Source organism: Streptomyces sp. NPDC051582, from assembly GCF_040681715.1.
GTDB lineage: Bacteria > Actinomycetota > Actinomycetes > Streptomycetales > Streptomycetaceae > Streptomyces.
In genome coordinates, this window is sequence record NZ_JBFAZJ010000020.1 from 141,274 (window position 1) to 164,220 (window position 22,947).

General features: G+C 71.0%; 28 protein-coding genes and 1 pseudogene. 4 read left to right on the forward strand and 25 right to left on the reverse strand.

Annotated elements, in window-relative coordinates; all coding sequences use genetic code 11:
* Positions 1 to 3: 3 nt before the first annotated feature.
* The 14 genes from AB0M92_RS25200 to AB0M92_RS25265 all read right to left on the reverse strand — a co-directional run bounded on the left by AB0M92_RS25200 (position 4) and on the right by AB0M92_RS25265 (position 11,198).
* Positions 4 to 441: a hypothetical protein gene (locus AB0M92_RS25200; RefSeq protein WP_366104554.1), complete on the reverse strand. Its 438-nt coding sequence runs from the start codon at positions 439 to 441 to the stop codon at positions 4 to 6.
* Positions 442 to 453: 12 nt separating this feature from the next.
* Entirely contained in the window at positions 454 to 891 is a 438-nt protein-coding gene (locus AB0M92_RS25205; protein WP_366104555.1) for a TadE/TadG family type IV pilus assembly protein, read from the reverse strand.
* Positions 888 to 1,235 carry a TadE/TadG family type IV pilus assembly protein gene (locus AB0M92_RS25210; protein WP_366104556.1) on the reverse strand — a complete coding sequence of 116 codons (348 nt, stop codon included), beginning with the start codon at positions 1,233 to 1,235 and terminating at the stop codon, positions 888 to 890. The genes AB0M92_RS25205 and AB0M92_RS25210 overlap by 4 nt, the downstream gene beginning before the upstream one ends.
* A gap of 71 nt (positions 1,236 to 1,306) precedes the next feature.
* Positions 1,307 to 1,504: a hypothetical protein gene (locus AB0M92_RS25215; RefSeq protein WP_366104557.1), complete on the reverse strand. Its 198-nt coding sequence runs from the start codon at positions 1,502 to 1,504 to the stop codon at positions 1,307 to 1,309.
* 26 nt (positions 1,505 to 1,530) lie between these two features.
* Complete coding sequence (locus AB0M92_RS25220; protein WP_366104558.1) at positions 1,531 to 2,430, reverse strand: type II secretion system F family protein; 900 nt, start codon at positions 2,428 to 2,430, stop codon at positions 1,531 to 1,533.
* Complete coding sequence (locus AB0M92_RS25225) at positions 2,427 to 3,356, reverse strand: type II secretion system F family protein (protein WP_366104559.1); 930 nt, start codon at positions 3,354 to 3,356, stop codon at positions 2,427 to 2,429. The genes AB0M92_RS25220 and AB0M92_RS25225 overlap by 4 nt, the downstream gene beginning before the upstream one ends.
* The gene (locus tag AB0M92_RS25230; RefSeq protein WP_366104560.1) at positions 3,353 to 4,918 is read right to left on the reverse strand and encodes a CpaF/VirB11 family protein; all 1,566 of its coding nucleotides are present in this window, start codon (positions 4,916 to 4,918) and stop codon (positions 3,353 to 3,355) included. The genes AB0M92_RS25225 and AB0M92_RS25230 overlap by 4 nt, the downstream gene beginning before the upstream one ends.
* Positions 4,915 to 5,736 carry a hypothetical protein gene (locus AB0M92_RS25235; protein WP_366104561.1) on the reverse strand — a complete coding sequence of 274 codons (822 nt, stop codon included), beginning with the start codon at positions 5,734 to 5,736 and terminating at the stop codon, positions 4,915 to 4,917. The genes AB0M92_RS25230 and AB0M92_RS25235 overlap by 4 nt, the downstream gene beginning before the upstream one ends.
* Entirely contained in the window at positions 5,736 to 6,428 is a 693-nt protein-coding gene (locus AB0M92_RS25240) for an SAF domain-containing protein (protein ID WP_366104562.1), read from the reverse strand. The genes AB0M92_RS25235 and AB0M92_RS25240 overlap by 1 nt, the downstream gene beginning before the upstream one ends.
* Positions 6,429 to 6,446: 18 nt before the next feature.
* Complete coding sequence (locus AB0M92_RS25245) at positions 6,447 to 7,409, reverse strand: ATP-binding protein (RefSeq protein WP_366104563.1); 963 nt, start codon at positions 7,407 to 7,409, stop codon at positions 6,447 to 6,449.
* A complete protein-coding gene (locus tag AB0M92_RS25250; RefSeq protein ID WP_366104564.1) occupies positions 7,403 to 7,984 on the reverse strand; it encodes a hypothetical protein in 582 nt (193 codons plus the stop codon). The genes AB0M92_RS25245 and AB0M92_RS25250 overlap by 7 nt, the downstream gene beginning before the upstream one ends.
* Positions 7,985 to 8,441: 457 nt before the next feature.
* A complete protein-coding gene (locus AB0M92_RS25255) occupies positions 8,442 to 8,972 on the reverse strand; it encodes a hypothetical protein (RefSeq protein ID WP_366104565.1) in 531 nt (176 codons plus the stop codon).
* 312 nt (positions 8,973 to 9,284) lie between these two features.
* Positions 9,285 to 10,256 carry an MBL fold metallo-hydrolase gene (locus tag AB0M92_RS25260; protein WP_366104566.1) on the reverse strand — a complete coding sequence of 324 codons (972 nt, stop codon included), beginning with the start codon at positions 10,254 to 10,256 and terminating at the stop codon, positions 9,285 to 9,287.
* 69 nt (positions 10,257 to 10,325) lie between these two features.
* A complete protein-coding gene (locus AB0M92_RS25265) occupies positions 10,326 to 11,198 on the reverse strand; it encodes a helix-turn-helix domain-containing protein (RefSeq protein WP_358829775.1) in 873 nt (290 codons plus the stop codon).
* A gap of 251 nt (positions 11,199 to 11,449) precedes the next feature.
* On the opposite strand from AB0M92_RS25265, the pseudogene AB0M92_RS25270 reads away from it, so the two are divergent.
* From AB0M92_RS25270 to AB0M92_RS25285, 4 genes and pseudogenes are all read left to right on the forward strand, one after another.
* Positions 11,450 to 11,530: pseudogene (locus AB0M92_RS25270) on the forward strand (hypothetical protein); the annotation flags it as partial.
* Between the two features lie 306 nt (positions 11,531 to 11,836).
* Positions 11,837 to 12,166: a hypothetical protein gene (locus AB0M92_RS25275; protein ID WP_366104578.1), complete on the forward strand. Its 330-nt coding sequence runs from the start codon at positions 11,837 to 11,839 to the stop codon at positions 12,164 to 12,166.
* A 44-nt stretch (positions 12,167 to 12,210) separates the two neighbouring features.
* Positions 12,211 to 12,915 (forward strand): beta-ketoacyl-ACP reductase, encoded by a 705-nt coding sequence (locus AB0M92_RS25280; RefSeq protein ID WP_358829776.1) that lies wholly within the window; start codon positions 12,211 to 12,213, stop codon positions 12,913 to 12,915.
* A 282-nt stretch (positions 12,916 to 13,197) separates the two neighbouring features.
* Positions 13,198 to 14,442 (forward strand): hypothetical protein, encoded by a 1,245-nt coding sequence (locus tag AB0M92_RS25285; RefSeq protein WP_366104567.1) that lies wholly within the window; start codon positions 13,198 to 13,200, stop codon positions 14,440 to 14,442.
* A gap of 95 nt (positions 14,443 to 14,537) precedes the next feature.
* Here the strand turns inward: AB0M92_RS25285 and AB0M92_RS25290 are convergent, their stop codons facing one another.
* The 11 genes from AB0M92_RS25290 to AB0M92_RS25340 all read right to left on the reverse strand — a co-directional run bounded on the left by AB0M92_RS25290 (position 14,538) and on the right by AB0M92_RS25340 (position 22,704).
* Positions 14,538 to 14,909, reverse strand: coding sequence for a hypothetical protein (locus tag AB0M92_RS25290; RefSeq protein WP_366104568.1), 372 nt, complete (start codon positions 14,907 to 14,909; stop codon positions 14,538 to 14,540).
* Positions 14,902 to 15,894, reverse strand: coding sequence for a hypothetical protein (locus AB0M92_RS25295; RefSeq protein WP_366104569.1), 993 nt, complete (start codon positions 15,892 to 15,894; stop codon positions 14,902 to 14,904). Before AB0M92_RS25295 ends, AB0M92_RS25290 begins: the two co-directional genes overlap by 8 nt.
* The gene (locus AB0M92_RS25300; RefSeq protein ID WP_366104570.1) at positions 15,891 to 16,604 is read right to left on the reverse strand and encodes an HNH endonuclease family protein; all 714 of its coding nucleotides are present in this window, start codon (positions 16,602 to 16,604) and stop codon (positions 15,891 to 15,893) included. Before AB0M92_RS25300 ends, AB0M92_RS25295 begins: the two co-directional genes overlap by 4 nt.
* Positions 16,605 to 16,705: 101 nt before the next feature.
* The gene (locus AB0M92_RS25305) at positions 16,706 to 17,680 is read right to left on the reverse strand and encodes a hypothetical protein (protein WP_366104571.1); all 975 of its coding nucleotides are present in this window, start codon (positions 17,678 to 17,680) and stop codon (positions 16,706 to 16,708) included.
* Between the two features lie 128 nt (positions 17,681 to 17,808).
* Positions 17,809 to 18,165 carry a hypothetical protein gene (locus AB0M92_RS25310; protein WP_060880659.1) on the reverse strand — a complete coding sequence of 119 codons (357 nt, stop codon included), beginning with the start codon at positions 18,163 to 18,165 and terminating at the stop codon, positions 17,809 to 17,811.
* 27 nt (positions 18,166 to 18,192) lie between these two features.
* Complete coding sequence (locus AB0M92_RS25315; RefSeq protein ID WP_366104572.1) at positions 18,193 to 18,591, reverse strand: hypothetical protein; 399 nt, start codon at positions 18,589 to 18,591, stop codon at positions 18,193 to 18,195.
* Between the two features lie 118 nt (positions 18,592 to 18,709).
* Positions 18,710 to 19,099, reverse strand: coding sequence for a hypothetical protein (locus AB0M92_RS25320; protein WP_366104573.1), 390 nt, complete (start codon positions 19,097 to 19,099; stop codon positions 18,710 to 18,712).
* 42 nt (positions 19,100 to 19,141) lie between these two features.
* Positions 19,142 to 19,771: a TetR/AcrR family transcriptional regulator gene (locus AB0M92_RS25325; RefSeq protein WP_366104574.1), complete on the reverse strand. Its 630-nt coding sequence runs from the start codon at positions 19,769 to 19,771 to the stop codon at positions 19,142 to 19,144.
* 128 nt (positions 19,772 to 19,899) lie between these two features.
* Positions 19,900 to 20,304, reverse strand: a complete 405-nt coding sequence (locus AB0M92_RS25330; RefSeq protein WP_366104575.1) for a hypothetical protein — start codon at positions 20,302 to 20,304, stop codon at positions 19,900 to 19,902.
* 73 nt (positions 20,305 to 20,377) lie between these two features.
* Entirely contained in the window at positions 20,378 to 20,839 is a 462-nt protein-coding gene (locus AB0M92_RS25335; RefSeq protein WP_366104576.1) for a hypothetical protein, read from the reverse strand.
* 101 nt (positions 20,840 to 20,940) lie between these two features.
* A complete protein-coding gene (locus AB0M92_RS25340) occupies positions 20,941 to 22,704 on the reverse strand; it encodes a hypothetical protein (protein ID WP_366104577.1) in 1,764 nt (587 codons plus the stop codon).
* Positions 22,705 to 22,947: the final 243 nt, after the last annotated feature.

Genomic DNA, 22,947 nt, shown 5'->3' on the forward strand with positions numbered 1-22,947 from the left:
TCGTCACCCCCGGTAGACGAGGTTGGCACTGCCGTGGCCGGTCACCGATCCGCTGGCGCCGCCAAGAAACACGGCGTGGTAGGACTCGGTCACGGTTACCTCCAAGGACCCGCCGTCCTCGCTCACGCTCACCGAGCCGCTGACGTTCTCGCGGCTGAGGTAGGTCCGTGCCGCGGCGACGGCCGCGTTGCGGTCGACGGTGACGCCGCCACCGGAGATCGCCTTGCCCGCGTCGACGGCCTGGCCGCCGGCCCGTGCGGCCTCCTGCGCGACGCCCTCAGCGTGGGTGAGGGCTCGCAGCCTGCCGGCGCCGTCGTAGACGAGCGCGGCCACAGCGAACAGCGCCACGACGGTGACGAGGACGAACACGCTCATCGAGCCGCGGTCGTTGCGCAGGGCGCGACGGATCCGCGGGCCGAGAGCGAAGCGGGCGGGTGTCATGCGGTGGTCCTGTCAGCCGCGCTGGCGGTAGGAGTCGATTGACGAGGTAAAGCTGCTGGTCAAAGTCTTCGAGCCGGGCAGTCCGGGCAGTCCGATATCGGAGAGCCGCACCGTGCACGTCACCGTGGCGGTGGTCGAGGCCGGCTCACCGATCCGTGCGGAGAACCCGCCGGTGGACACGGAGATCGAGGTGCTGGTGCACTGAAGCCCCTGCTGGTTCAGCACACTGCGCGCCATCTCCTGTCCGGCGGTGCTGGCGGATCCGCCACTGCGTTCCAGCGACGCGGCGCGCGCCGCATTGCGGGCGGCGGTGTCGACGGCGTTGTCGGCGGACCCGATCCGGCCGAACGCGACGACCAGCAGCAGCACCAGAATGAGGACGGGGAAGAGGATGACCGCTTCCAGCGACAGTGCGCCGCGGTCGTCCCTGAGTCGTTCGACGAGAGTCACCGGGCCTCCGTGATCCGCTCGGCGGCCGCGTCGGCATGCTGGTCGATCCGCAGCTTCAGGCCGGGGATCATCGTGTCGACGTAACCGGTGACCCGGATCGTCACCGTCGCCCCCTTGCTCCCGCTCACCGATGTACCGGACATACTGCCGCCGGCCCTGGAGAGGAACTCGCGGGCCTCCGCGGTGCCCGTACCTGCGGACGCACCGCGCACGCGGGCCGATTCCACTCCCAGCTGGGCGGCGGACATCGCCACGTTCTTGGCGTGCCACCACAGTCCGACGTGCACGACCAGCAGGATGATCAGCAGCACGACAGGGAAGACGATGAGCATCTCCAGGGACATGGCTCCGCGGTCCCGCGCATCGCGTTCGGCGAGTGCGCGGGACCGGCGGCCAACAGCCCGGCGAACGCGGATCACTTGATCTCTTTCGCCTTCTCGTTGACCTTGGTGAGGATGACGCCCGCCGCTATCGCGGCGACGACGACGAGTCCAGCGACGATCATCATCGTCTCGATGGAGATGGCTCCGCGGTCCTCGCGGACGTTGCGCAGCCGCTCGATCCGGGTGGCGAAGTAGGCCTTCAGGAAGGTGAAGTTGGGGTCGGTTCCCATCGTGGATTCCTTGTCTCTTGCGGGAGTTAGCTGGCCATGATCCGCGCGATCGCGGGATAGCCGATGTAGACGGTCATGATCAGGACGAGCATCGCGACGGGCATAACCATTTTTTCGCTGGCCATGTTGGCCTGGGCCTTCGCGGAGGTGACCAGGGCGCCAGAGAGGGACTTGGCCTGCGCGCCGAGGGTGTCGCCGACGGCTGCGCCCTCCTCGCCGGCGATGGCGATGATGTCGGCCGGCGCACCGAGTTCGGGGACGTCGAGTTCGAGCGAGAGCCGCTTGAGGCCCTCCCACGGACTGATGCCTTCGAGTTCGGCGCGGGTGATGGTGTCGCGGATTTTCGCGAACACCCAGCCCTCGCCGACCTCCGCAGCCCGCTTCAGGGCCTGGGTAGGGGCGGCGTCCGCGGCGCGTTCGAGTTGCACGAGGCGCAGGTAGGCCTTCACGGCGTACCGGAAGTCCTCCTTGGCCTCCACGGCCTGTTGCTTGAGCTGGAGGTCCGGGAGGAGCCAGAAGACGACCGCGAGGCCCAGGCCTGCCATTGCAGGGATGGCCACCGGGAAGGGGTAGCCGGCCAGGTTCGCCAGGCTCACCGCCAGCACGGGCAACAGCAGCCCGTACAGGGCGAGGCCGAGCTTGCGGCCCAGGTGCGCGGCCGGGGAGCGGCCTACGAGTTCCAGCTGCTGGCGGGGCAGCCGCAAGGTGCCTTCCCCGACCGTGCGCAGCAGGAAGACACCGGCCCTCTCCATCAGGGAGGTGGGTTGGCTATCGAGGTTGCGTTCGAGGTTCTCGAGCCGGGTGGCGTCCATCCGGGACAGGACGTCGCCGAGGTCGGGCCGCCCGGGCAGGAGGCCGCGGGCGGCGATGACCACACCGAGGCCGGCGACGGCGCCGCCGATGACGGCGTAGGGGGAGAGGATCACGATGCGTCCTCCGTGATCTGGCCGCCGGAGCGGTCGGCGGATGACAGGAACCGTGGAGCGGGCTCGAGGGCCGCCATTCGGCGCATCCAGATTTTGACCAGGACGAATGCGACGGCGACGAAGGCCAGGACGAGGTGCCCGGTCACGGTGTTGTACGGCTCGACGTAGGTGCCGGAGAACGCGGTGATGCCGAAAATCCCCAAGCAGAAGATGGTCACCCAGCGATCGTTGGTGCGGGGCTTTTGCCGGTCGGCTTCGACCTCGCGTCGGGAGAGGACCTCGTGCTGGAGGGCCTCGGCGAGCTCGCGCAGCGCCTTGCTCAGGCCACTGCCGCGGTCCTCGACATGCAGGATCAGCAGCGCGGCGACCTCGTCGACCATGGCGTCGTTCAGCTCGTCGGCGAACGCGCGGTATGCGGCCTGCGGCACCCAGCCGGCCTGCTGGCGCGAGACGAGCAGACGCACCTCCTCGCGGATGGCCTTCGGCACCGTCTCCAGACTGCGCTGGATGGTTGCCTCCAGGCTGACACCGACGGTGTGGATGTCGGACATGCGCCGCACCCACTCCTCGATCGCCTCCAGCTTGTCGATCTGCGACTTGCCGGAGCCGGAGGTGTTCAGCAGCCACGGCAGGCCGATCACCACGGCGACAGTGACCAGGCCTCCCATCAGCCAGCCGGTGAACAGCCACACCCCGAGGCCCGCCACAGCGGCGCCCGCCAGCCGGGTCTGGCCACGGGCCCACCACGAGGTCGGGGTACGGGCGTCCTTCACGAAGAGACTGCGTACCTGACGCTCCAGGCGACTCCGGCGCCGCACAGTCGTCGAGGGTGCCCAGCCGATGCCGCCGGTCACAGCCACGACGAGACCGCCGACCGCCGCGAGACCCGCGAGCGCTGCGAGCAGGGAGCTGATGGTGAGCGTCACAGCGGCATCACCGTCTCCAGCGGCGCGCCCCAGCTGCCCCACGGGTTCTGCAGAACCCGCCGGTCGAAGCCGGCGCGCACCAGGTCTTCCAGGCAGGTCTGGGAGATGTTCCCGTGCGGAACGGCCCGCGGCTCACGGCGGCCGTCCTGCTCGCGCGGGGCGAACACCATCTGGTACGACGGACGCCCGCCCTCGCCGATACCCGTGACCTCCATGACGTGGCTGACGAAGCGGTGCTTGCGCCCGGGCTTGCCGCTCGGGGCGACGAGTTCGCTTTCGTCGACCAGACGCACGTAGACGACGAAGTCGACAGCCTGGGCGATCAGCCGGTACGCCAGGGCCTCGGTCATGCCGATTCCGGCCTCCAGACACAGGGTGGCCAGACGCTCGATCGACAGCTGAGGGCTCCGGGCGTGCAGGGTCGCCATCGACCCGCCTTCGCCTTCGTTCATTGCGTGCAGCATCGGCACGACTTCCTTGGAGCGGACCTCACCGACGATCACGCGCCGCAGCGACATACGCAGCAGCTGCGGGAACAGGTCGCTGAGACTCAGTTCGCCCTGGAGCTTGCCGTCCGCGCCGCGCTCACCGTTGGACTCGCGTCCCTCGTAGGCGACGACCTCCGGACCCTCGGGGTCCTCGTGGAGGTGGAGTTCGTACTCCGACTCCAGGGTTCCCACACGCTCATTGCGCGGGATTTCGCGGGCCATGGCCCGCAGCAGAGACGTTTTGCCTACGCCCTGGGAGCCGACCACGATGACGTTCTTGCGGCCCCTGACCGCGGCGCGCAGGAAGTGGGCGAGGGAGGAGTCGATCGTGCCCCAGCGCACCATGTCGTCCAGGCCCTGGCCGCGGGTGCGGTGGCGGCGGATGACGATGCTCGGCCGCGGCGTGATGTACGCCGAGGCGGCGAGGCGGGATCCGTCGGCCAGCCGGAGGTTCAGGTTCGGCGTGGCAGGCGTCAGCGCCCGCTCGCCCTGCCCCTGCATGCGTGCGAGGTGGTTGATCAGGTTGATCAGGTCCCGGTCCGTTTTCGCGATCGGGTCCCACGAGCGGGTCGGGCGGTCGGCGTAGTCGACGCGCACCTTGTCCCCGTAGATGATGATGTTCTCGACGTTGGGGTCGTCCAGGAGCGGCTGGAGACGGCCGGCGCGGAAAAGCTCGTCGAAGACGGCCTCGCGCACCGTCCGCTCCTGCTGCGGCGTCAGGTCGGCGCCGCTGGCGGCGTACTTGGTCGCCCATTCCGAGACGACCTGCATGATGATCGACTGGCCGCGCTGGCGGCGGTCCTGCTCCGTCATGGACGCATCCGCGCCCGCGGCCTCGCCGATCCTCATGCTGGCCTGGGACCGCAGCTCGGCGATCACCTCGTGCCCGACCGGGAGCGCCGCAGGGGCCGAGGTGTCGGAGGCCCGAAGGACACTGTCGGGCAGACGGGTCGGGGAGACCTGAGCGGGCACCGGCCGCAGGACCGGTGCGCCCGGCGAGGGACTGTCGTCGAGGGCCTGGGCGAACAGGGTCCGGTAGTCGGGGGCCGGGGTCTCCGGCCTCGTGTCGGTCATGATGCCCTCCCGGTGATCGCCGGCATGCCGGCCGGCTGCAGCTGCACACGGCGCTTGGTCACCAGTTCGTTGATCGTCTGGTGGGCCGTGCGCGCGGAGCGCAGCAGATTCCGCGGCATCTTCTTGTACGCGCCGTGGGTGAGGACGTCGGCACTGTCCGGATCCCACGCGAGCATGCCGACGACCGGGGCCTGGAGGTGCTGCTGGACCTGGCTGGAGTTGAAGGAGCCCTCCTCGATCAGCAGCAGCCCGAGCGCGTCGGAGCCCGTCCCGTGGTGCGCCAGGTCCTCCTTCAGGACCCGCACCGCGGGCGCTGCCGCCGCGATGGAGGCCTGGGTGGTGCGCACCACCATGAGCACGGCGTCGGCGCGGTGCAGCAGGGGCGTCGGGTAGCGGGTCGTGGACAGCCGAGTCTCGGACTCGGTCAGGATGCGGCCGGCGTCGATGATCACGTCGTGGCCGGTCTGGTCCATGACGTTCAGCAGCCGGGAGATCGGCTCCCAGGTACGGCTGAGCGAGGCAGCCTGCGTCGGGTCGGTCAGACCCGGCAGGAGAAGCCGCTGCCCAGTGTTGTCGCGGTCCAGGCTCACGAAGTGTTTGTCGAACTCACGGGCGAGGGTGCCCTGCCGGTCCGCGGCCGCCAGGCGGTGCAGGCCCATGACCGCGCTGCCTTCCCCGCCCAGGAAGCCGGCCCGGATCGTGCCGCCGGCGGGGTCGGCCTCCACCAGCAGGGACGGCTTCGGCGAGGCGAGGGTGAGGGCGAGCGCCGAGCACGTGACGCCGCTGGACTTGCCCGAGACCAGCGCGATGACGGCCATCAGCTGCCCGCCTTCAGCACGATGGTCACCGCGCCCCGTGCGGTCCAGGTGGCCAGGGGCGCGCTGTCGGTGCCCGCCACGGCCACGTCGACGACGACGGCGCCGTTCGCGTCCGGGGACGAGACACCGACCACGACCGCGCTGATGCTGTCCGCTGTCTTCTGCGTGGACGATGACTTCGCCGCGTCGGCGTCGTCCTGCGGGGTGTGGACGAGCGCGACCGTGTTGCCGGTGCGCAGTTGCTGAGCCGGGAGCTGGCCCGGCTTGGCCAGGATGCCCACGGTGTCCCGGCCCTGGGCGACCGGGCTGCCCTCGCGTACGGAGGAATCGGTGATGAGCGTGCCCTTGGGCAGGTCGGCGGCCGCGGTCTTGCCGACGATGTCGCCGCTGCGGCTGACCGGGACAGGCGCAAGCGCAGGGTCGGGAGCGACCTCGGCAACGACGAGATCGCTCTTCTTCACCGTCTCGCCCGCCTTGACATCGTGCGCCAGGGCGATGACCGGGGTTCGGTTCCCGGCCTCGTCGACCTGCCACACGGCGACGAGCGCGCCGACTGCCGCCAGTGCCAGGCCGGCACCCACGACGACCGGGCGGCGCCGGCGCCGAGGGGCGTCCTGGGTGATGGGGACCGGCCCGGCGGGGGTCGCCGCGGGCTGGCCGGCCGACTTCTTGTTCGCGAACGTCGTCGCCATGGTTGCTGTGATTCCTTGTTAGTTGACGACCTGGAGCTCGCCGATATTGATCGCGGTACCGGCGTTGCGGGTCTCGTTCGGCAGCGTGCCCGTCTCACCGTTGCTGGCGGTCCAGTCGATCACCCAGGTGCTCGTCGCGGTGATCTTGTAGGAGCCGCCGTCGGGCACCTTGGAGTAGGTGTGGCCGCAGTCCGGGGACTCCTTCTTCCCGAACGACTGCTCATACGGTGTACCGGGCTTCGTGCAGGTCACGGACGAGCCGTCCCCCATCGACCAGGTGATGGACTTGACGTGGGCGGTCGCCGTCACCGACAGTCCGCCGGCAGCCGCGGTTGTCGACTGCGGGCCCCAGGTGTTGGGCGTCTCCGCGGTCCACAACCACACCGGCATGCCCACAAGGCCCTTGGATCCGGCCGGGGGCGCGCTGCCGATCTTGGCACCGTCCAGGCGCATCATGCTCAGGGCACGCTGTGCCAGTTCGGCTGCGGTTGGGCCGGTCTGCCCGAGCGGGTCCGTTTCGGACCAGCGCGCGAAGCCGTCGGTCGGGGTGGGGCGTGCGTGGATCTGCGCCATGCACGCGAAGGCGTAGATCGCGCCGGTCGTGTGACCGTCCCAGATTGGGTCGGACTTCGGCGGCTGGGGGTCGAGCTTGCGGATGTAGCAGCTGTAGTAATCGACCCAGGTGCCGACGCCGGGGATGGTGCACGGCCAGCCCTCGGTTCCCGGGACGGTCTCGGCGCCGGTCTGGCAGGACTTGCCGTCGCCCTTGCCGCCTCCGCCTCCGCCTCCGCCGCCTCCGCCCCCGCCGCCACCGCCGCCACCGGGATGCCCGGGAATCTCGACTCCGGTGCAGATCCAGGTGCTGTTGCAGTTGCCGACGTCCGTGCCGCCCCCGCCGTCGGCCCATGCCTGAGAGGGAAGGAGCAGGTAGACGATGCCGGCGAGCGCGGATATGACGGCCGCGGCCTTGCGGGTCAGCATGTGCGGTCCTGCTGCTGCGTCTCGACGATCATCCACTTGTCGCCGACGGTCCGGGCGGAGATGGTGGTGACGAACCGGGTGAGCCGCTCCTTGGGCAGCTTCACCTCTTCGCCGGTCTTCTCCTTGACCAGCTTCCAGTTCGTCACGTCGACGCAGTCGGTGATGGTCGCCTTCTTCGGCGACTCGTCCAGGCTGACCGCGGTGACCTCCGGAGAGAGCTTCGGCTCGCCCTTGATCACGTTGCCGTTCAGCTTGAGCGCGACGAGCTCGGACTCGGCCTTGCCCAGCGCCTTGTCGAAGGCGTACTTATCCAGCCCCGTGTCGACGGTGCTGGCCTTCGCGTACGCCTTGACCTGTGCGTCCCAATAGCTGCGGTAGACCGCCAGGACCTCTGCCTTGGCCTTCGCCTGCGGGTCGGCGCTCGGCGTCGCGCTCGGGGTGGGGGAGGCAGCGGGCTTCTTCTCGCTGCCGCCTCCGCAGCCGGCGACCGAGAGGGTCAGGACCGTAGCCGTGGCCGCGACCACCGTTCGACGCAGCCAGCGGTTGGTGCCCGGAGCGGCGCTTGAGATCGACACTGACGTATCCCCCTTGTGAGTAGTGGTGACGGCTGATCGTAGGAAACGGAGGCGTGGCCTCAGACGACGGCACGGCCAGAGCCGGGGGTGACTTGGGCCGGCGGTACGAGAGAGCGGGGCGGCGCCGAACACCGGGCGCCTGCCGTCATGCCGACGGCGCCCTGCGGATACCGGGGCGCCCGCGGGCTCCTGGACACGCCGAGGAGCACGGCAGTCGAGGCCGGTCGGCCGGCATCTGCCGTGGTGTCGGCGGTCCTGGTCGTGGAGCCGGCAGTGGTCTGGTTCAACGCGACTGTCCCCCTCGCGATCTGGGACTGGGCGTCTCCCACAACGCGATCAGTCCGACCTTGATTCTGGCCAGAAAGATCAGAAGCAGCCAGGCCCGGTTTTTTCCGGTAGCCGCACTTCCGGTATATGCCTCTGGCGCGGGCATTTTGAAAAGGCTGTGGCCAGGGCTTCAGGGCTTGATCAGCAGGGCCGGTCCCGACGCGCGCAAGGCGTTCCGGGCGGCCTCCTGGTCGGCGCCGGTGATGGCGTTAAGTCGACGTTCCACGAAGGGTGTGGAGGGGTGGTCCTTGCCGTAGACGGATTGCAGCAGCGCCAGGAGGACCCTTCCGGTCCTGACGGCGTCGGGCGCGTTGGTGACGGTGAGCCAGGAGGCGGCGGCGTTGCGGGCCTGCCGGCGGATCTGGCCGTGGCTGGCATCCAGAACCTGCTGCCAGGACGCGGCGGTGTGCACCGAGACCTCGGTGGCCATGGCGGGCTGCTCGGCAAGCTGGGCGCAGAAGGCCACGAGTTCGAGGGCGTGGAGGGTGTAGTTGTGCAGGGAGCCGTGGCTCTCGGCGAGTTCCTCGCTGATGGTCCGAGCGGCCGTCAGGGCCTCCTCGCGCCGGCCGGCGCGGAGGGTCTGGCGGAGGTCCTTGATGCGGGGGGCGAGAAACTCCGGAACGGCGACGGGGATCTGCAAGACAATGGGGGCGGGGCTCATGAACTCTCCCTGGTGCGGGGCGGCTTCGAGCGGATGCCGCCACCGGGGGGCCGGCGGCGGCATCCGGAATCGAGTCCAGCAACAGCGTGCTGCTCGACCGCGCACGTCAACGGGCGTGGGAGGGCCCTCGGTGCCTGGGTGGGCGCTCCCCCGTGCGTGCACGGCGCGCCGACGTCGGTAGTTGACCGCCCCTGGGGAGCGCGGGTCAAGCCCCTGCGCTGCGCAAGCGGTTCATATTTCAATGATCGGAACGGAGTGGGGCGCGCTGTTTCACCAGCCGGAATGGGTGAGGTGCAGCCGCCGGAGCAGAGGTCAGGGCGCGAGCGGGCCGGCCGAGGAGCGGTCCCAGGCGATGAGTGCCGCGTGGTCCATCAGCTCCAGCAGGTTCGGCGCGGCGGTGTCCTGCTCGAGGTGGCGGTATTCCGTGCTGAGGGTGATCGCGAGCCGCTCGGGAAGGCCGAGGCCGGGGTAGCGGTCTTCCTTGATCAGGATGCGGGCCGCCTCGATGGCGGTCCGGCCCTGGCCGTGCATCACGTACGCCTGGTCCGAGAGGTCGTCGAGGTAGGCGACGTAGGTCCGCAGGTCGTCGGGGGTCATCAGCGGTCCGTGGCCGGGGACGATCCATTCGGGGTCGAGGTCCAGGATCCGCAGGCAGGCGGCAGCGACGCGATCCAGGGGGCCGGCCCAGTGGGAGGGATGGTCTCCCGCGAAGACGATGTCGCCGGCGAAGACCACGCGCTGCTCCGGCAGATGGACGATGAGGTCGCCGACGGTGTGGGCCGGGCCGACCTCGTGCAGCTCCGCGGGGATGTCGCCGACTGCGAGGTCATGGCGTCCGGTGAACGTCGCGGTCGGCGGGAGAACCTGTATGCCCGCGAAGTCGAACTTGCCGAAGTGCTCCCGGAAATACCAGCCGAGGGGCTGACCTGGGTCGGTGTCGTGGATGAGGGCCTGCAGCTGCTGCGGCTTCGGCTCCAGGCACTGGTGCGCAAGTGCGGCGTGGGTGGCGAAGACCTCGGCGCCGGGAAGCTGCTGAAGACCCCAGGTGTGGTCACCGTTGGCGTGGGTGACGGCGACCCGGTCCAGCGGGACGCCGGGGCCCGCAGCCGTGCGGGCCGCGGCGAGGAAGACGTCGGTCAGGGCGGGCGTGTAGGGCGTGTCGATGACGAGGGCCTGGCCCCCGGAGACGACGAGACCGCAGTTGGCCAGGCCCCAGGTCGCGTCGTGGCCGGGCTGCCAGGCGAAGACGCCGGGCGCGATCTGCTTCAGGTCAGTGGTAGCCATGGGCATGCATTGTGCGGGCCGCGGCCGCCCGGACGAAATCTCTCCGCCGAGGCGACCGCGGGCGCGGTGTCAGTGGTGGGGCACGAACGGCAGGAGGAAGAACCGGGCGCCCGGGCTGCCGAACGGCTGGGCGGCGCACATGGTGACGGTGCCCAGCTGGGACGGCGCGTGCCGCTCGCAGCACCGGGTGCGGTGGTCCTCGGTACCGCGCGGGGTCACGAAGCCGGCGTGCCGCATCGGCCGCGCGTCGCCGTCGGGATGTATGTACGCGAGGCTGTGGTCGCGGTAGATCGGCCCCGCCACCGGGTCGTCATTGACCTCCTTGTCGAGCATCTGGAGATCTTCGTTCTCGGGGTGCGCGGCGACCGCCGTGCGCAGCTGGGCTGCGACCTGCGGCGCCCAGCGTGTGTCCCAGTCGACGAGGTGGTGCTCGCGCGCGTCCTCGCGCAGGAGCATCCACCGGATCAGGTTGCGTTCGGGCAGGGCCGGGGACTTCCCCTCGGGCTGCGGGAACATGAGTTTGAAGTCGTCGTTGGCGGCCAGCACGTTCCAGGCGACGTCATTGATGTAACAGGGCTGCCCGGAGACGCCGTTGACGGCCACCTGCCACGCCGGGTCGACGTTCGTCCCTGCCATCGGGTCCATGGGGAACGGGGGCTCGTAGCCGATCGCGTAGACGTAGAGCGCGGTCCGCTCGCGCTCGTTCATGTTCAACACCTTGGCCACGTTGTCGAGGAACTCGGCGGTCGGCTGGGGTGTGTTCCCGCGCTCGAACTCGGCGTAGGTCTTCTCCGTGACGAACAGCGCCTGGGCGACCTGGGCCTGGGACAGGCCGCGTGAGCGCCGTCCCCTGCCGGTGCGCTTGGGCCAGCCGAGCTCGACCGGGTCTATCTGTCCGCGCTTCCATTGCAGCAGCTGCTGCAACGCCTCCTTCTGATTCAACTTTGTACCCTTCCCCGTGTTGCCATCCCCGTGCCGGCCGCGCGATATACCGGAAGCGCTCGCTCCTGAAATTCGAGGACCGGAAAATTCAGAGCCTGGTGAGCGGGATCTTGGCCGGGAAGAATCGACCACTGGATCGAATCCGCGTTGTGGGAGACGCGAAGGTTCTCCACAACCGCGAGGGGGAGTTCGCGTTGCTGCATCCCGTTGCCACCCCGCCGGACCGCACGGGCGGAGCCGTGGCACGCACCATGGCGGTGCTCAGAGCGCTGATCCGTCTCGGGCCGGGTGAACATCCCCTGGCGTCGGTAGCCGAGTCCGCGGAGCTTCCCGCGCCGACCGCTCACCGGTATCTGCAAGCCTTGATGCGGGAGGGCGCCGTCGAACAGCGCGGGCCGCGTGCTCGCTACGCCCTGACTGACGCGCTGCACGGTCCCCCCTCTTCGACACCCGCCCAGCCCCTCCAGGCTGGCCCGCCCTCCCCTGCGGTGAGGGCCGAGATCGTCACACTACAGTCGAGAACAGGCCAGGTCGCATTTGTTTACCGACCGCACCTGATCGGCACTCCGATGAGGATCTGCGCGGAACGGGCATACGGACCACACGCCGACGAGGTCCTCACGTCGCCTCAGATCACTTTGCGATCTCTTGAATCAGCGCCTCTGGAGTCCGACGCCGCCGGCCTGGCGATCCTCGCCTGCCTCGGCTCCATCGGCGACCACAAGATCGACACCGCGCACGTCCGTGAGGAAGGTCACGCCATCGGCCCTTCCCCGCTGCCCGGCCGCACCATGATCGCCGCGCCCATCTGGTACGGCTCGGCCGTCGCCGGCTCCGTCGCGCTGCTCGCCAAGGACGGGCCCATGCGGCGGGACGCCACTCGCGCCCGGTACGTGGCCGCCGTGATGGACACTGCCGCGGCGATGAGCGGACAGCTGACGCGTTCCGGCGCCCGCCGGGCCAGTTGACCCACTTCAGAACCCCACAAAGCACCACAGAAAGGCACCACCTCGTGTCCCGTTCCGTCCTGATCACCGGCGGCAGCCGCGGCATAGGCCTTGCCATCGCCCGTCACCTCGCCGAAGCCGGCGACCGCGTCGCCATCACCTACCGCTCGGGCGAGCCCCCCGAGGGACTGCTCGCCGTCCGCTGCGACATCACCGACACAGACCAGGTCGACGCCGCGTTCAAGGAGGTCGAGGAGCAGCACGGCCCCGTCGAGGTCCTCGTCGCGAACGCCGGCATCACCAAGGACCAGCTCCTGATGCGCATGAGCGAGGACGACTTCGCCTCCGTCGTCGACACCAACCTCACCGGCGCCTTCCGCGTCACCAAGCGCGCCTCGCGCGGCATGCTCCGCGCGAAGAAGGGCCGCGTGGTGTTCATCTCCTCCGCCGTCGCCCTGCGCGGTGAGAGCGGCCAGGCCAACTACGCCGCCTCCAAGGCCGGCCTCGTCGGCTTCGCCCGCTCCATGGCCCGCGAACTCGGCTCCCGCGGCATCACCTTCAACGTGGTGGCCCCCGGCCTCACCGAGACGTCCATGAGCCAGGCACTGAGCGACGAGCAGCTCGAGAACCTCAAGACCCAGATCCCCCTCGGCCGGCTCGCCCGCCCCGAGGAGATCGCAGCGACCGTGGCCTTCCTCGCCTCCGAGCACGCCGCCTACATCACCGGCGCCGTGGTGCCCGTCGACGGCGGCGCCGGCATGGGCCACTGACCTCTGCGACCGCCCGCAACCCTGGAGTCCGATGAACGCATGACCTGACAGCGGGCAGTCCCCCGTAGGCTGCCCCGCGGCAGGAGGCCCCCGGTGTGTCCAGCACCTCGGCCCCGCCGCATCTCTGCCACCACCCGGCGAGTGTCCAGCCCGCCTGGTGAAGAACCCGGTCCGCAGACCGGGCAACACCGCCCCTGCCAGGGCGGATCACTTGGTTCCCGAAGAACCCGGCCCCACCGAAGAGGGGCTCACGCATGCCCGAAAGGAGGGCGTGCCCTGCCCATGATGCAGCATGCCCGCGCGCCGGTCCACGCCACCGCCGCCCCACCGCGCCCAACGCACGGACAACACCGAATATCCCCGAACAACCGATTCATTCCGGTCTGCGAGCATGCGGACCAGGAGATCGGCACGACCGCGTCCCGGCGTACCCGGCGCGGCGACTTCCTGCGCGCCGCCACCTGGGCCATCACCCAGCGCCTGCACCCCAAGGCCGGCGACACCACGCTGCGCGTCGCGCGTGACCTCGCCGCGCGCCTGAACGCCGACGGACACGTCGCCTACTGCCGCGACACCATGTTCAAGCGCCTCGGCATCAGCCGCCGCACCCTGGAGCGGCACATCGCCGTCCTGCGCGAGCTCGGCCTCCTCGTCTGGGCGCTACACGGAACCCGGACCAACACCCGCCCCGCCGGAAGCGGCGAGTGGGCCGGCACCGCCACCATCTACGCCGCCGTGGTCCCCCGCGCCTGGGACGACGCCCTCGGCCACCGCGTGAGCGGCCACGGCTACCACGCACGGCACATCGGATTCACCGAGCACGGACGCCAGCTGGCCATCGCCGACGCCCGCCGCCGCACCCACCCTTCCCACCGCCGTGACACCCCTTCCTGTAAGACCAACCACCCACGTCCTAAAGCTGAGATGGGAGGGAAGAAGAACAACACCAACGCACCCCGCGGCGCGAGGCCGCGCTCCCGACGCAGGCACGAGGTTCCGGAGCCCTACCGGGCCGGCACCCAGCAGGCCGCCCACGCCGTCTCGGTCGCCGCCTGGATACGCCCCCGGGTGCCGTGGACCCAGGGCGAGGGCCTGCGCCGCCTCGCCTTCGCGCTGCGGCCCTGGATCGCCACCGGCCTGTCCGCCGCCGACATCGCCGCCGACCTGTCGGTCTGGCGCGTGCCCCGGCGGCCGGCCTCCCCGGCCAGCGTGATCATGGCCCGCTGGAGCGAGCGCGCCGACCAGGACCAGCCAGCCCTGACGCACGGCCCGCGCGAGGAACCGGCCGACGCAGTCCCGCCCAACACGGCCTTCCTGGAGGCCATGGACACGGTGCACACCCGCCTGCACAGCCTCTACCCACCCGCCGAGCCGGAACCCGATCCGCCCGGCTTCGTCATCCGCGACCGGATTCTTGCCTCGTTCGCGGCGGCGGACCGGGCCCGCCACGCGCGCACCGCCGAGCAGTGCCTCACCTTCGCCGAGTGGGAGGCCGTCTGCGACGCCCGGGAACGAGCCCCCTGGTGACCCCGCGCCGGCTCAGCCCCCGCACGAACGGAACGCACCAGGCCACGGCACCGACGGCGAAGCTCTCGAGCCGGAACACGGCTCCCCTCTCCTGTTCAGGACGCCGTCGCCGGCGTGGCCTCGGGCTGGGTGTCCTCGGTGGCCGCCCCCTGCGCCTTGCCGCCGGCGCCGCGCCGGCGCGTACGGATGACCGCCCGCACCGACCGGAACAGGGCACGGACCAGCCGCCACAGGCCGACCGCGCCGCAGCCGACCGCCGCTGCGCTGGTGCCCAGGCGCGCAACGGTCGCCAGCCATCCCGGCAGATGCAGGTAGCCCAGCGTCAGCGATGTGCCGATCAAGCTCAGGCTGAGCACCATGAGGACACTGCTGTGCCCGATCACCCCCCAGGTGCGCTTCAGTTCGGCGTAGGCGTCCGGATGGGCCTCCCGCCACAGGACAGGCCGTTCCAGCTCGTGCTCACTCATCGCTCTCTCCATTCGTCGCATGCTGCGTTCCCTCGTCGGCGCCGCCCAGGACCTCCCGGGCATGGCGCAGTCCCTGCCCCAGCTCCTCCAGCTCCAGCCGCACCTCGTCCAGCAGCTCCCGTGACAGCAACCCTTTCGGCAGCGCTGGCCGGGCCGGCGACGCGGGCGCGCGGTCGTCACGGATCGCCGACTCCACCGCCTCCTCCTGCCGCTCGACCTCGACGGCTTGCTCGACCAGGAGCGCGAGCGACTGCTCGTAGCCGAACAGGAGTTCGCGGGCTTCCACGTCGTCCGCCGCCAGCGACACCAGCCCGGCCGCGTCCCACACCAGCCGCGGCAGCACCGCCGCCGCGCGCGTCAGCTCGTAGCGCTCGCTGCGCTCGGCGAGCATGCGCAGGCGCTGCTCGGCGGCCAGCAGCCGGAAGAAGACCGCGGCGTACGCCTCGCCCGTCTCCACCCCGCGCACGCGGCGCCGGGTGAGGTGCCGGACGGCCGCCGGCAGTCCGGCAGCCGCGACCAGGCCGGCCACGCCGGCCACGAGCAGACCGGAGGCCGCCGGCAGTACGGACGTCGCGGGGCCCAGGGCGGCGAAGGCGGTCACGGCGAACAGCGCGGTCCGGCCGACCGGGAGGGGCCGAGGAAGCTCCAGCCCTCCCAGCGTCCAGATGTACAGGGGAGGGCGACGCCCCCAGACCGTCCGGCACACCCAGCGTCCCACCAGGTGCTGCCCCGGATCGAAGACGCCTGCCTCGCGCAGCACGCCCGCAGGGTGCGGCCCGAAGATGTCCCAGCGCAGCCACCCGCCCCGGGTCCGCTCCCGTATCAGCAGCAGTGCCTGCATGGCGGATCGCTCGCTGGCCGGGGCCGCGAGCTGCCCGGCCAGTTCGGCGTGCACGGCGTGATGGAGCCGGGCGGCTTCCCGGACAGCGTGGGTCCACCGGTCCGGGTCCCCGCCGAAGGGCAGCGGCTGTGCGGGCGGCCTCATCGCCGGGCCGCCTCGGCCGGGCAGGAGTCCAGCGCGGTGCGCAGGGCCGCCTTCTCCGCCGGCGTGACCGACAGGCGGTACTTGGTCTTCACGCGGACCTGAGCGGTCGCGTACCAGCAGTGGGCCTCGGCCCGCGGGGGCATCCACACCGAGGCGTCCTTGGCGCCCTTCGCAGCGTTCGTCGGCCCGTCGGCAGCAACCAAATTGGCCGGGTCGTTCGCGTAGTTCAGCCTCTGCGCGGCGGTCAGCTCCCGCGCCCCTGAGCGCCACCCGAGGGCCAAGGGGACGACGTGGTCGATCTGCACTGCCATCGACGTACCGGGGCCGCGCTTGAAGTCGATCGTCCGGCCCGTGTACCGGTCGTGGAGAACGCCGGAGAGGACGGTGCAGCCGTCCTCGGCCCGAACGACGTCGTCCAGGTCGCGGGCCAGGACGTCCTGACGCGTCGGACAGGAATTCCCCGACATCTCGACCGTGCCCGCATCGCTCCACGCCGGTCCGAAGGCGTCGCGGCTGTAGCCGGCGAGGGAGGTCTGTGCCCGGACCGTCAGGTTGTTCAGCTGGGCCAGCACGGGCGCGCCCCCGGCCGCGGCCGGACCACGAGCGGGGGCGGCATCGGCGGTGGAGCCGGGGGCGGTGAGGGGTCCGCAGGCGGAGGCGGCGAGCGCGCCGGCGAGCACGAGGCCGGCGGCCAGGAGGCGAGGGGCCATGTAAGGGAGTCCTGTTCGGGTCGGAGAAGGCACCGTTCACCTGCTACAGGTGTGGCGGACGCCGCCGGTGTGACACTCCGCCCGAACTTTTATGGGCTCCTTCAGCCGAGCGTGCCGTCGAAGGTGACCTTGGAGCCGCCCGCGTCGACTGCCTCGACCGTCACAGGGCCGCCGACGGCCGCCTCCGGAACACGGAAGGAGACGCTCTGCGTAGCGGTGCGGTACGGGGCGATCGCGGCGTCGCGGTACCCGTACACCGGGCGGACGGTAGCGGCCAGGTGCAGGTCCTGGCCGGTCAGGATCCGCACGGTGGTGCCCAGGCCGGGCATCGGGTCGCGGGAGCGGTTGACCACGCTGAGCTCCAGGCTCCCGGTGCGCGAGGCGCCCTCGCCGCTCACCGTCACCTTGCCCACGCGCACCTGGCCGTTCCACTGCCCGAGCGGCGTGACCGACTGCCCGGCCGGCGCGCCCTGCGGCGCCTGGGTGTCCGGGGATGCGGCGGTGCCTGGAAGGGCGCCTTCGAAGAAGAGCAGCTCCGGCTCGGCCAGGCCCTCCTCGGTCGCTTCCACGGTCACGGTGACGGGCAGGCCCTGGGCCTGATCGGGAAGCACCAGCTTCAGGTCCCGGTCGACGGATCCGTTGGGTCGGACCTGCTGCGGTTCGTCCTTGGCGGAGGACGTGCTGCTGTCGGCTTCGGTAGCCGTGTGCCCGAGAGCTCCGTAGCGGGCGGTGACGGCGGTCCGCGGCGCGGTCGCGACCTGCGCCCGCTGGTTGGCCACGGTCACCCGCGCCGTGTACGCGCTCGAGCCGGCCGGCACGCCGGGCACGGCCCCGGCCGGCAGTCGCTCGACGCCCTGCAGCGTTACCGTCCATGCGCCGTCGCCGACCGGGAGCGCGGTTCCCGGCTTCACGATCCCGTGCGGCAGCACCGTGGAGGACGAAGGCCGGGCCGCTGGGGCGCTGGTTGTTGGTTTGCCGTCGGCGTGGGGATCGCTGTCGGAGCCGGCGCAGCCGGAGATCAGCAGCGCCCCGGCCACGAGCACGGTCGGAAGGGTGTGGCGCAGGCGCACGGACATGGTTCCCCCTGTGTCAGGTACCGGAGCTCGGTCGAGGGGGATCATGCCAAAACGCGTCCGGCCGGGGCCGGACGCGTTGGTGAGGGGTGTCTGATTCGGGCCACCCGCAAGCCTGTGCGGGCTGCGGGCTACAGCGTGATGGGGATGGGGACCAGGAAGTACTCGGTGTCGCCGACGCGGACGCGCAGCGGGTGTCCGGGTGTCAGGTTAAGCAGCCGATGGTGCACGGTCGCCGGGGAGTTGCGCACGGACAGGGCGGGCTCCAGCGCGGCACGGACGGCGGCGCGCGAGGTGTCGGACAGCGGGTTGCGCTCGGCGATCTCCGCGCATTCGTCGAGCTGGGCGTCGGTCAGGTCGGGTCCGAGGCCCTTGCGGAGGGCTTCGACGGCGACGGCCGGGGCCAGAACTGCCCGGTTGTGGTCGCGGCATACGTGGCCGGGCGTGCCGTGGGGCTGGAAGTGACGGGCGGTGCCGATGGAGGTCATGGGGGCTCCTGAGTGGGGTGGGCGGTGTCAGTGCTCGCGGATCGTCGCGGTCTCGGCGACGGTCAGGACGTGCGCGGGGAGGGTCGTGCGCCCTTCGGTCATCGCCCGGTACATGCGGTGCACTCCGTCGATCAGCAGGCGAGCCGGGCCGCTGTCGAACTCCAGGGTGGAGATGATCACCGGCTGTTCGAGGTCGGTGCGCATGGCGTGCTCGGCGCTGAAGTGGGACTGGTCCGGGCCGAAGATCGGGCACCAGGAGAGGCCGTCGTAGTCCGGCCTGAGCAGGCTCAAGTGGTAGGCGGCCGACCAGTCGGCTACGGAGGTCTGCTCGGTGGGCCGGGGGTGCTCCTCCAGGAGGCGCATGGCCCGGTCGATGTCGAACACCCACTTTCCGTACTTGAACAACTGGCGGGACGGGATGGTCACGGTTCCTCGCTGACGGGTCGGGGATCGGGGCAGGGGAGGGGTCAGCCTGCGGTGGCTGACGGTCACGGGGGCCGGTCGGTCGCCGCCCCGGAGCGAGCCCGGGGCGGCGAGAGCCGGGTCAGCGCGGGCCGAGCGGGATGACCAGGACGCCGACGTGAGGCAGGTTCATCTCGGCCAGCAGCCGGGCGGCCCGGCCACCGGGGCTGTTCGAATCGCTGGGGTCCAGGCGTATGGCGCCCCGGTGGGGGCCGCGCGTGGGGGTGAGGTACACCGTGTTCTCCGGTGCGTTGCGCTCGAAGACGCTGACGGTGGCGTAGTCGAACCCTCCGAGGTTCGGGTACCGCTCGGCGACGGCCGCAGACATGGCGGAGACGAGTTCGGGGCTCGGCGAGGCGACCGAAAGGGGGAGGGGGGCGCGGCGCGGCCGGAAGCGCAGAGCTAGGGCGCGGATCAGGACGCTGAGGACGCCGAGGCCGAAGCCGAGGGCGAGAGAGGCTGGCTGGATCAAGGTGTTCTCCCTGGGATTGCGGATGGTGGCGGAGCGGGGGTTCTAGGCGTCGGCCGTGGTCACGGCGGCGTGGACGAGGCGGGCGAGTCCCCGGCGCCGCTGGCGCTTGGTCAGCCCCTGGACGCTTCCGGCGTTCTCGTGTCCGGCGGCGGCGGTCAGGCCGGACACGAGGGCGTGGATCAGTTCCTTGCCCTCGTCGTCGGGCGTGGTCGTCTGGGTGGTGGCCGCCGTCAGGGCGCGGACGACGGGCCGGGTGGCCGCGAAGTACGCCTTGACGAAGCGGGGGTCCCGCTCGGCGGCGACGGCGGTCAGCACGCGCATGACCGGGAGGTGATTGCTCCAGCTGTCGAGTACGGCGTCGACGAGCCGGGCGGCGCCGGGCAGTCCGTCCGAGGACCAGGAGCCGTCCTCGAAGGCGTCGAGCGCCGAGTTCGTCTCCTCGACCAGGAACCGGGACGCTTCGAGGACGACGCCCTCGACGTCGGGGAAGTACTGGTAGAACGTCGCGGGCGACGTGCCCACCGCCCGGGCGATGTCCAGGACCTTGATGTCGCGGTAGGACCGGGTGGCGAGGAGTTCGAGCGTCGCGTCCATCAGGTTCTGGCGGGTCCGAAGTCCGCGTTCGGTGGGTACGCGGCGGTCGGGGGTGCGGGTCACGACAGGGGTGGGCACAGTCGTCTCCTGAGCTGGAGGAAGGGAGGGGAGTGGTCCAGGTCTGGGGCGCCGGTGGACGCCGGACCCGACGTGCAATCACATTACACATTGGAACATGAATACACAACACGACTGGTGTGGGTGTCTCAGTAGTCCCCGCCCTCGACCTGTGCTCGCGCGGCCGTGGCGGCCGCGTCCCCGGACTCGGCGCGGAAGGTGTCGATCCACCGGGTGAAGTCGGTCTCGTCGCCGTCCAGTTCGACGGCGGCAGCGGCGTGCTCGCCCGGAATGACACCGGCGACCAGCAGCGCGTCGGCTCGGTCGTACCGCAGACCGAAGACCGTGAACACCTCTCCCGTGCCGGGCGGCTCGACCTGCGCAGGAGGGCCGTCCGGGTCCAGGCCGAGGCCGGCGAACATCTCCTCCACGGCGCTGGCCAGCTCCGCAGCCTCCGGCCGGTGCCCGGGACCGGTCTCACGCAGGGAGCACCACACGCGGAACAGGGACGCGACGGCCGAGCCGCTCGTGGTGGCGGGGTCGAAGTGCAACATGACGGTCTCTCCCAAGACTTGAGGGGAAGGGCGTGCCGGGTGATCGCCCGGCACGGTGCGGCAAGGGGAGTTGTCACGCCTCGGGCTGCGGCGCCTTCGGGGCTCGGGCGGACATGCGGTGCGTAAGGGCATGCGCGCCGGCGAACGCCGCCCCTGCGCCGAGGGCCAGGTAGTCCGCTGCCCGTCCGCGCAGGACGAGTGCGTCACCATGGCCGAGCAGCAACACGGTGCAGACGGCGAAGGCTCCGGCCACCAGGGCGGCGTCCAGACCGGCCGCGGCAGCACCCCAGACCCAGCGGGCGCGAGCCGGGGCGGTTTTGCGCTCCTCCCGCCTGCGCAGGGCGGCGCAGGCCCGGCTCCGGGCGAGCCGGCGCGTTTCGACGACAAGGACAGCGAGGGGCACGACAAACAGCCACATGACGGGCTGCTCCAGCAGGATGCCGCAGCCGGCGAGCAGCGCGACCAGGCCGTAGACGGTGTGCAGCGGCTGGCAGCGGCGGTGCTGGTGCGTACGGGGGCGGAGGTCTTCGGACATGACTCTCCTCGGTTGAAGGTGATCGGGAGTTCGGCCCTGTGAATGGGCCACGGGGTGCTCTGGCCGGGCAGGCAGGGCCTGCCCGGCCAGAAGATGGACGACTACGCGTCTGCGGTGCGCTGGGACTTCGCCGAGGGGCGGGCCCGAGCGCGGCGCAGCCGGTCGGACCAAGGCGCGTCGGCGGGCCCCACGGGGTGCTCGGGGATGGTGATCTCGTAGTGCGGGCAGCTACCTTCCTTGGCCGTCTCCAGGGCGGCGTGCCGGTGGGGATTCGGGCACTGCTGGCGCTCGTGCTCGCCCCTCCAGTAGCGGACCGTCAGCGTGTGGCCGGACCCGCTCTCGCGGTGATGGCTGGGCCGCTGCTCCTGGAAACGCTCGCCCGCGTCCGGGTCGACCCACCAGTTCTCGACCTGGCCGGAGTCGGAGATGCCCCGCCGCCGCTCGGCCTCGCGCTTGCTGGGCTTGAGCTGGTGGACCTGGTGGGAGAGGACTCGCACCGTGGTCCGCTTGTGCTGGGTCAGCAGCTCCCACAGGGCGCGCACGTGGCGCGTCATCAGCTCCTGGCAGCCCTGGCGCGCCGAGCCGCTGCGGTACCGCTCGGGGTTGTCCGGGTCGCGCAGCCGGGCCTCCGGCTCCAGGACCTCGCCGGGGCGCGCCATCAGGGTGTCGTACGGCGAGAACGGCAGCTTCAGCAGCGACTCGTCACATGTCAGCGGAGTGACCCATGTCCAGGGGACGTCATCGTGCGGGGGCTCCACCGGCTCCAGGTACCGGTCGGGCCGGAGAAGGAACCAGCCCTCTTCCGTCCGGGGCGACCACGGGCCCCATACGTAGCCGACGACGCGTCGGCCGTTGGGAAGGTCCAGGGGGGTGTCGAGGAACAGCATCCCGCGCGAGGCGGGGAGGTGGGCAGGATCGAACGGTGTCGTGGCCTTGTCCGCCCGCCGCACCACGCGGCGTAGTGCCATCTGGCCGAGGGAGTCGCCGATCTGGAAGAGGCGGGCGGAGCGCGCCCGGTCGGCTTCCTGCCGCAGCTGCAAGGCGACGGCGGCTTCCAGGCCGTCCGGGTGGCCGTAGGGCGCCAGCCGTTCAGCGTCCCGGCGGTACGCCTTCGCCTTCATCAGGGCGAAGTCGAGGCTCTGGGTGTGGGCATCCACGTACCGGCGGCGCCAGATGCGGATGCGGTGCTCGTCTGGGGTGCCCCAAGCGGCGGTGTCCGAGCCGGTGAGGGCCCCGCCCGGGGCCGTGCCGTGGCCGGGGCGAAGCCCCAGTGCCTGGAACCGGCGGACTTCGGCATCGGTGTCGTTGACGACGCCGTCCGTGGTGTCCATGACCGGACGGTGGTGCTTGTCGTCCGGGTCGAGGGCCCACTCCAGGCCCGCGAGCTGTGCCATGGCCGCCCGTACGGTCTCCGGCTCCGTGGACCTGACGAAGTCGGCGAGGAGCCTTTGGACCGTGCTGGCGTACGCGTCGGCGGCTGCGAACCGCAGTACGCGCTTGAGGAACGCCCCGCCCGGGCCGTGCTGAGTGCTGGACAGCGCCAGCAGCTCGTCGGCCACCCGCTGCTCGCTCAGAGCCGCGTTCGCCAGGTGGTCGTACATCTGGCGGAAGACGGCCATCTCCTCATCCGCGCCGAGGATGCCGTCGATGGCGTCATGGATCCGCCCGACCTTCGCCGGGGAGGTCTCGCGACCTTCCGGCGCCCGGAGCAGATGGTCCGCAGCGGCGTGGAGTTCGCGGTAGAGCCGCAGCTGGAGCTCCGTGAGGATGAGGAGATCGGCTCCACCGACGGGGGCCCGCTTGGCTGCCGCAGTGACGCCCGCCAGCAACTCGGAGTCGGATACGTCGGACAGATGGAAATTCATGTCATCCCTACCTGGACACAGGGGACTTGGGGAAACTCGCGGGTGCTGTGCACCAGGCGATGAGATGACAATACATATTGGAAATACAATACGCAACGTCATGGACGAGGGAACTGCCCGTTCCTTCAGGGCCGGTGGCGGGGGGGCGCCCCCGCCCCCCCCCCCCCCCCCCCCCCCCCCCCGGCGCCGCGGGGGGGCCCCCCCCCCCCGCAAAGACACACCCCGGCCGCACCACACCCCCCA

Bases quoted from the DNA above. Each gene is read 5' to 3' on its own strand.
- AB0M92_RS25300 (WP_366104570.1), bottom strand. From the start codon at position 16,604: ATGGCCCCTCGCCTCCTGGCCGCCGGCCTCGTGCTCGCCGGCGCGCTC.
- AB0M92_RS25200 (WP_366104554.1), bottom strand. From the start codon at position 441: ATGACACCCGCCCGCTTCGCTCTCGGCCCGCGGATCCGTCGCGCCCTG.
- AB0M92_RS25230 (WP_366104560.1), bottom strand. From the start codon at position 4,918: ATGACCGACACGAGGCCGGAGACCCCGGCCCCCGACTACCGGACCCTG.
- AB0M92_RS25285 (WP_366104567.1), top strand. From the start codon at position 13,198: ATGATGCAGCATGCCCGCGCGCCGGTCCACGCCACCGCCGCCCCACCG.
- AB0M92_RS25335 (WP_366104576.1), bottom strand. From the start codon at position 20,839: ATGTCCGAAGACCTCCGCCCCCGTACGCACCAGCACCGCCGCTGCCAG.
- AB0M92_RS25215 (WP_366104557.1), bottom strand. From the start codon at position 1,504: ATGGGAACCGACCCCAACTTCACCTTCCTGAAGGCCTACTTCGCCACC.
- AB0M92_RS25305 (WP_366104571.1), bottom strand. From the start codon at position 17,680: ATGTCCGTGCGCCTGCGCCACACCCTTCCGACCGTGCTCGTGGCCGGG.
- AB0M92_RS25260 (WP_366104566.1), bottom strand. From the start codon at position 10,256: ATGGCTACCACTGACCTGAAGCAGATCGCGCCCGGCGTCTTCGCCTGG.
- AB0M92_RS25295 (WP_366104569.1), bottom strand. From the start codon at position 15,894: ATGAGGCCGCCCGCACAGCCGCTGCCCTTCGGCGGGGACCCGGACCGG.
- AB0M92_RS25340 (WP_366104577.1), bottom strand. From the start codon at position 22,704: ATGAATTTCCATCTGTCCGACGTATCCGACTCCGAGTTGCTGGCGGGC.
- AB0M92_RS25255 (WP_366104565.1), bottom strand. From the start codon at position 8,972: ATGAGCCCCGCCCCCATTGTCTTGCAGATCCCCGTCGCCGTTCCGGAG.
- AB0M92_RS25330 (WP_366104575.1), bottom strand. From the start codon at position 20,304: ATGTTGCACTTCGACCCCGCCACCACGAGCGGCTCGGCCGTCGCGTCC.
- AB0M92_RS25210 (WP_366104556.1), bottom strand. From the start codon at position 1,235: ATGTCCCTGGAGATGCTCATCGTCTTCCCTGTCGTGCTGCTGATCATC.
- AB0M92_RS25290 (WP_366104568.1), bottom strand. From the start codon at position 14,909: ATGAGTGAGCACGAGCTGGAACGGCCTGTCCTGTGGCGGGAGGCCCAT.
- AB0M92_RS25310 (WP_060880659.1), bottom strand. From the start codon at position 18,165: ATGACCTCCATCGGCACCGCCCGTCACTTCCAGCCCCACGGCACGCCC.
- AB0M92_RS25245 (WP_366104563.1), bottom strand. From the start codon at position 7,409: ATGCTGACCCGCAAGGCCGCGGCCGTCATATCCGCGCTCGCCGGCATC.
- AB0M92_RS25240 (WP_366104562.1), bottom strand. From the start codon at position 6,428: ATGGCGACGACGTTCGCGAACAAGAAGTCGGCCGGCCAGCCCGCGGCG.
- AB0M92_RS25235 (WP_366104561.1), bottom strand. From the start codon at position 5,736: ATGGCCGTCATCGCGCTGGTCTCGGGCAAGTCCAGCGGCGTCACGTGC.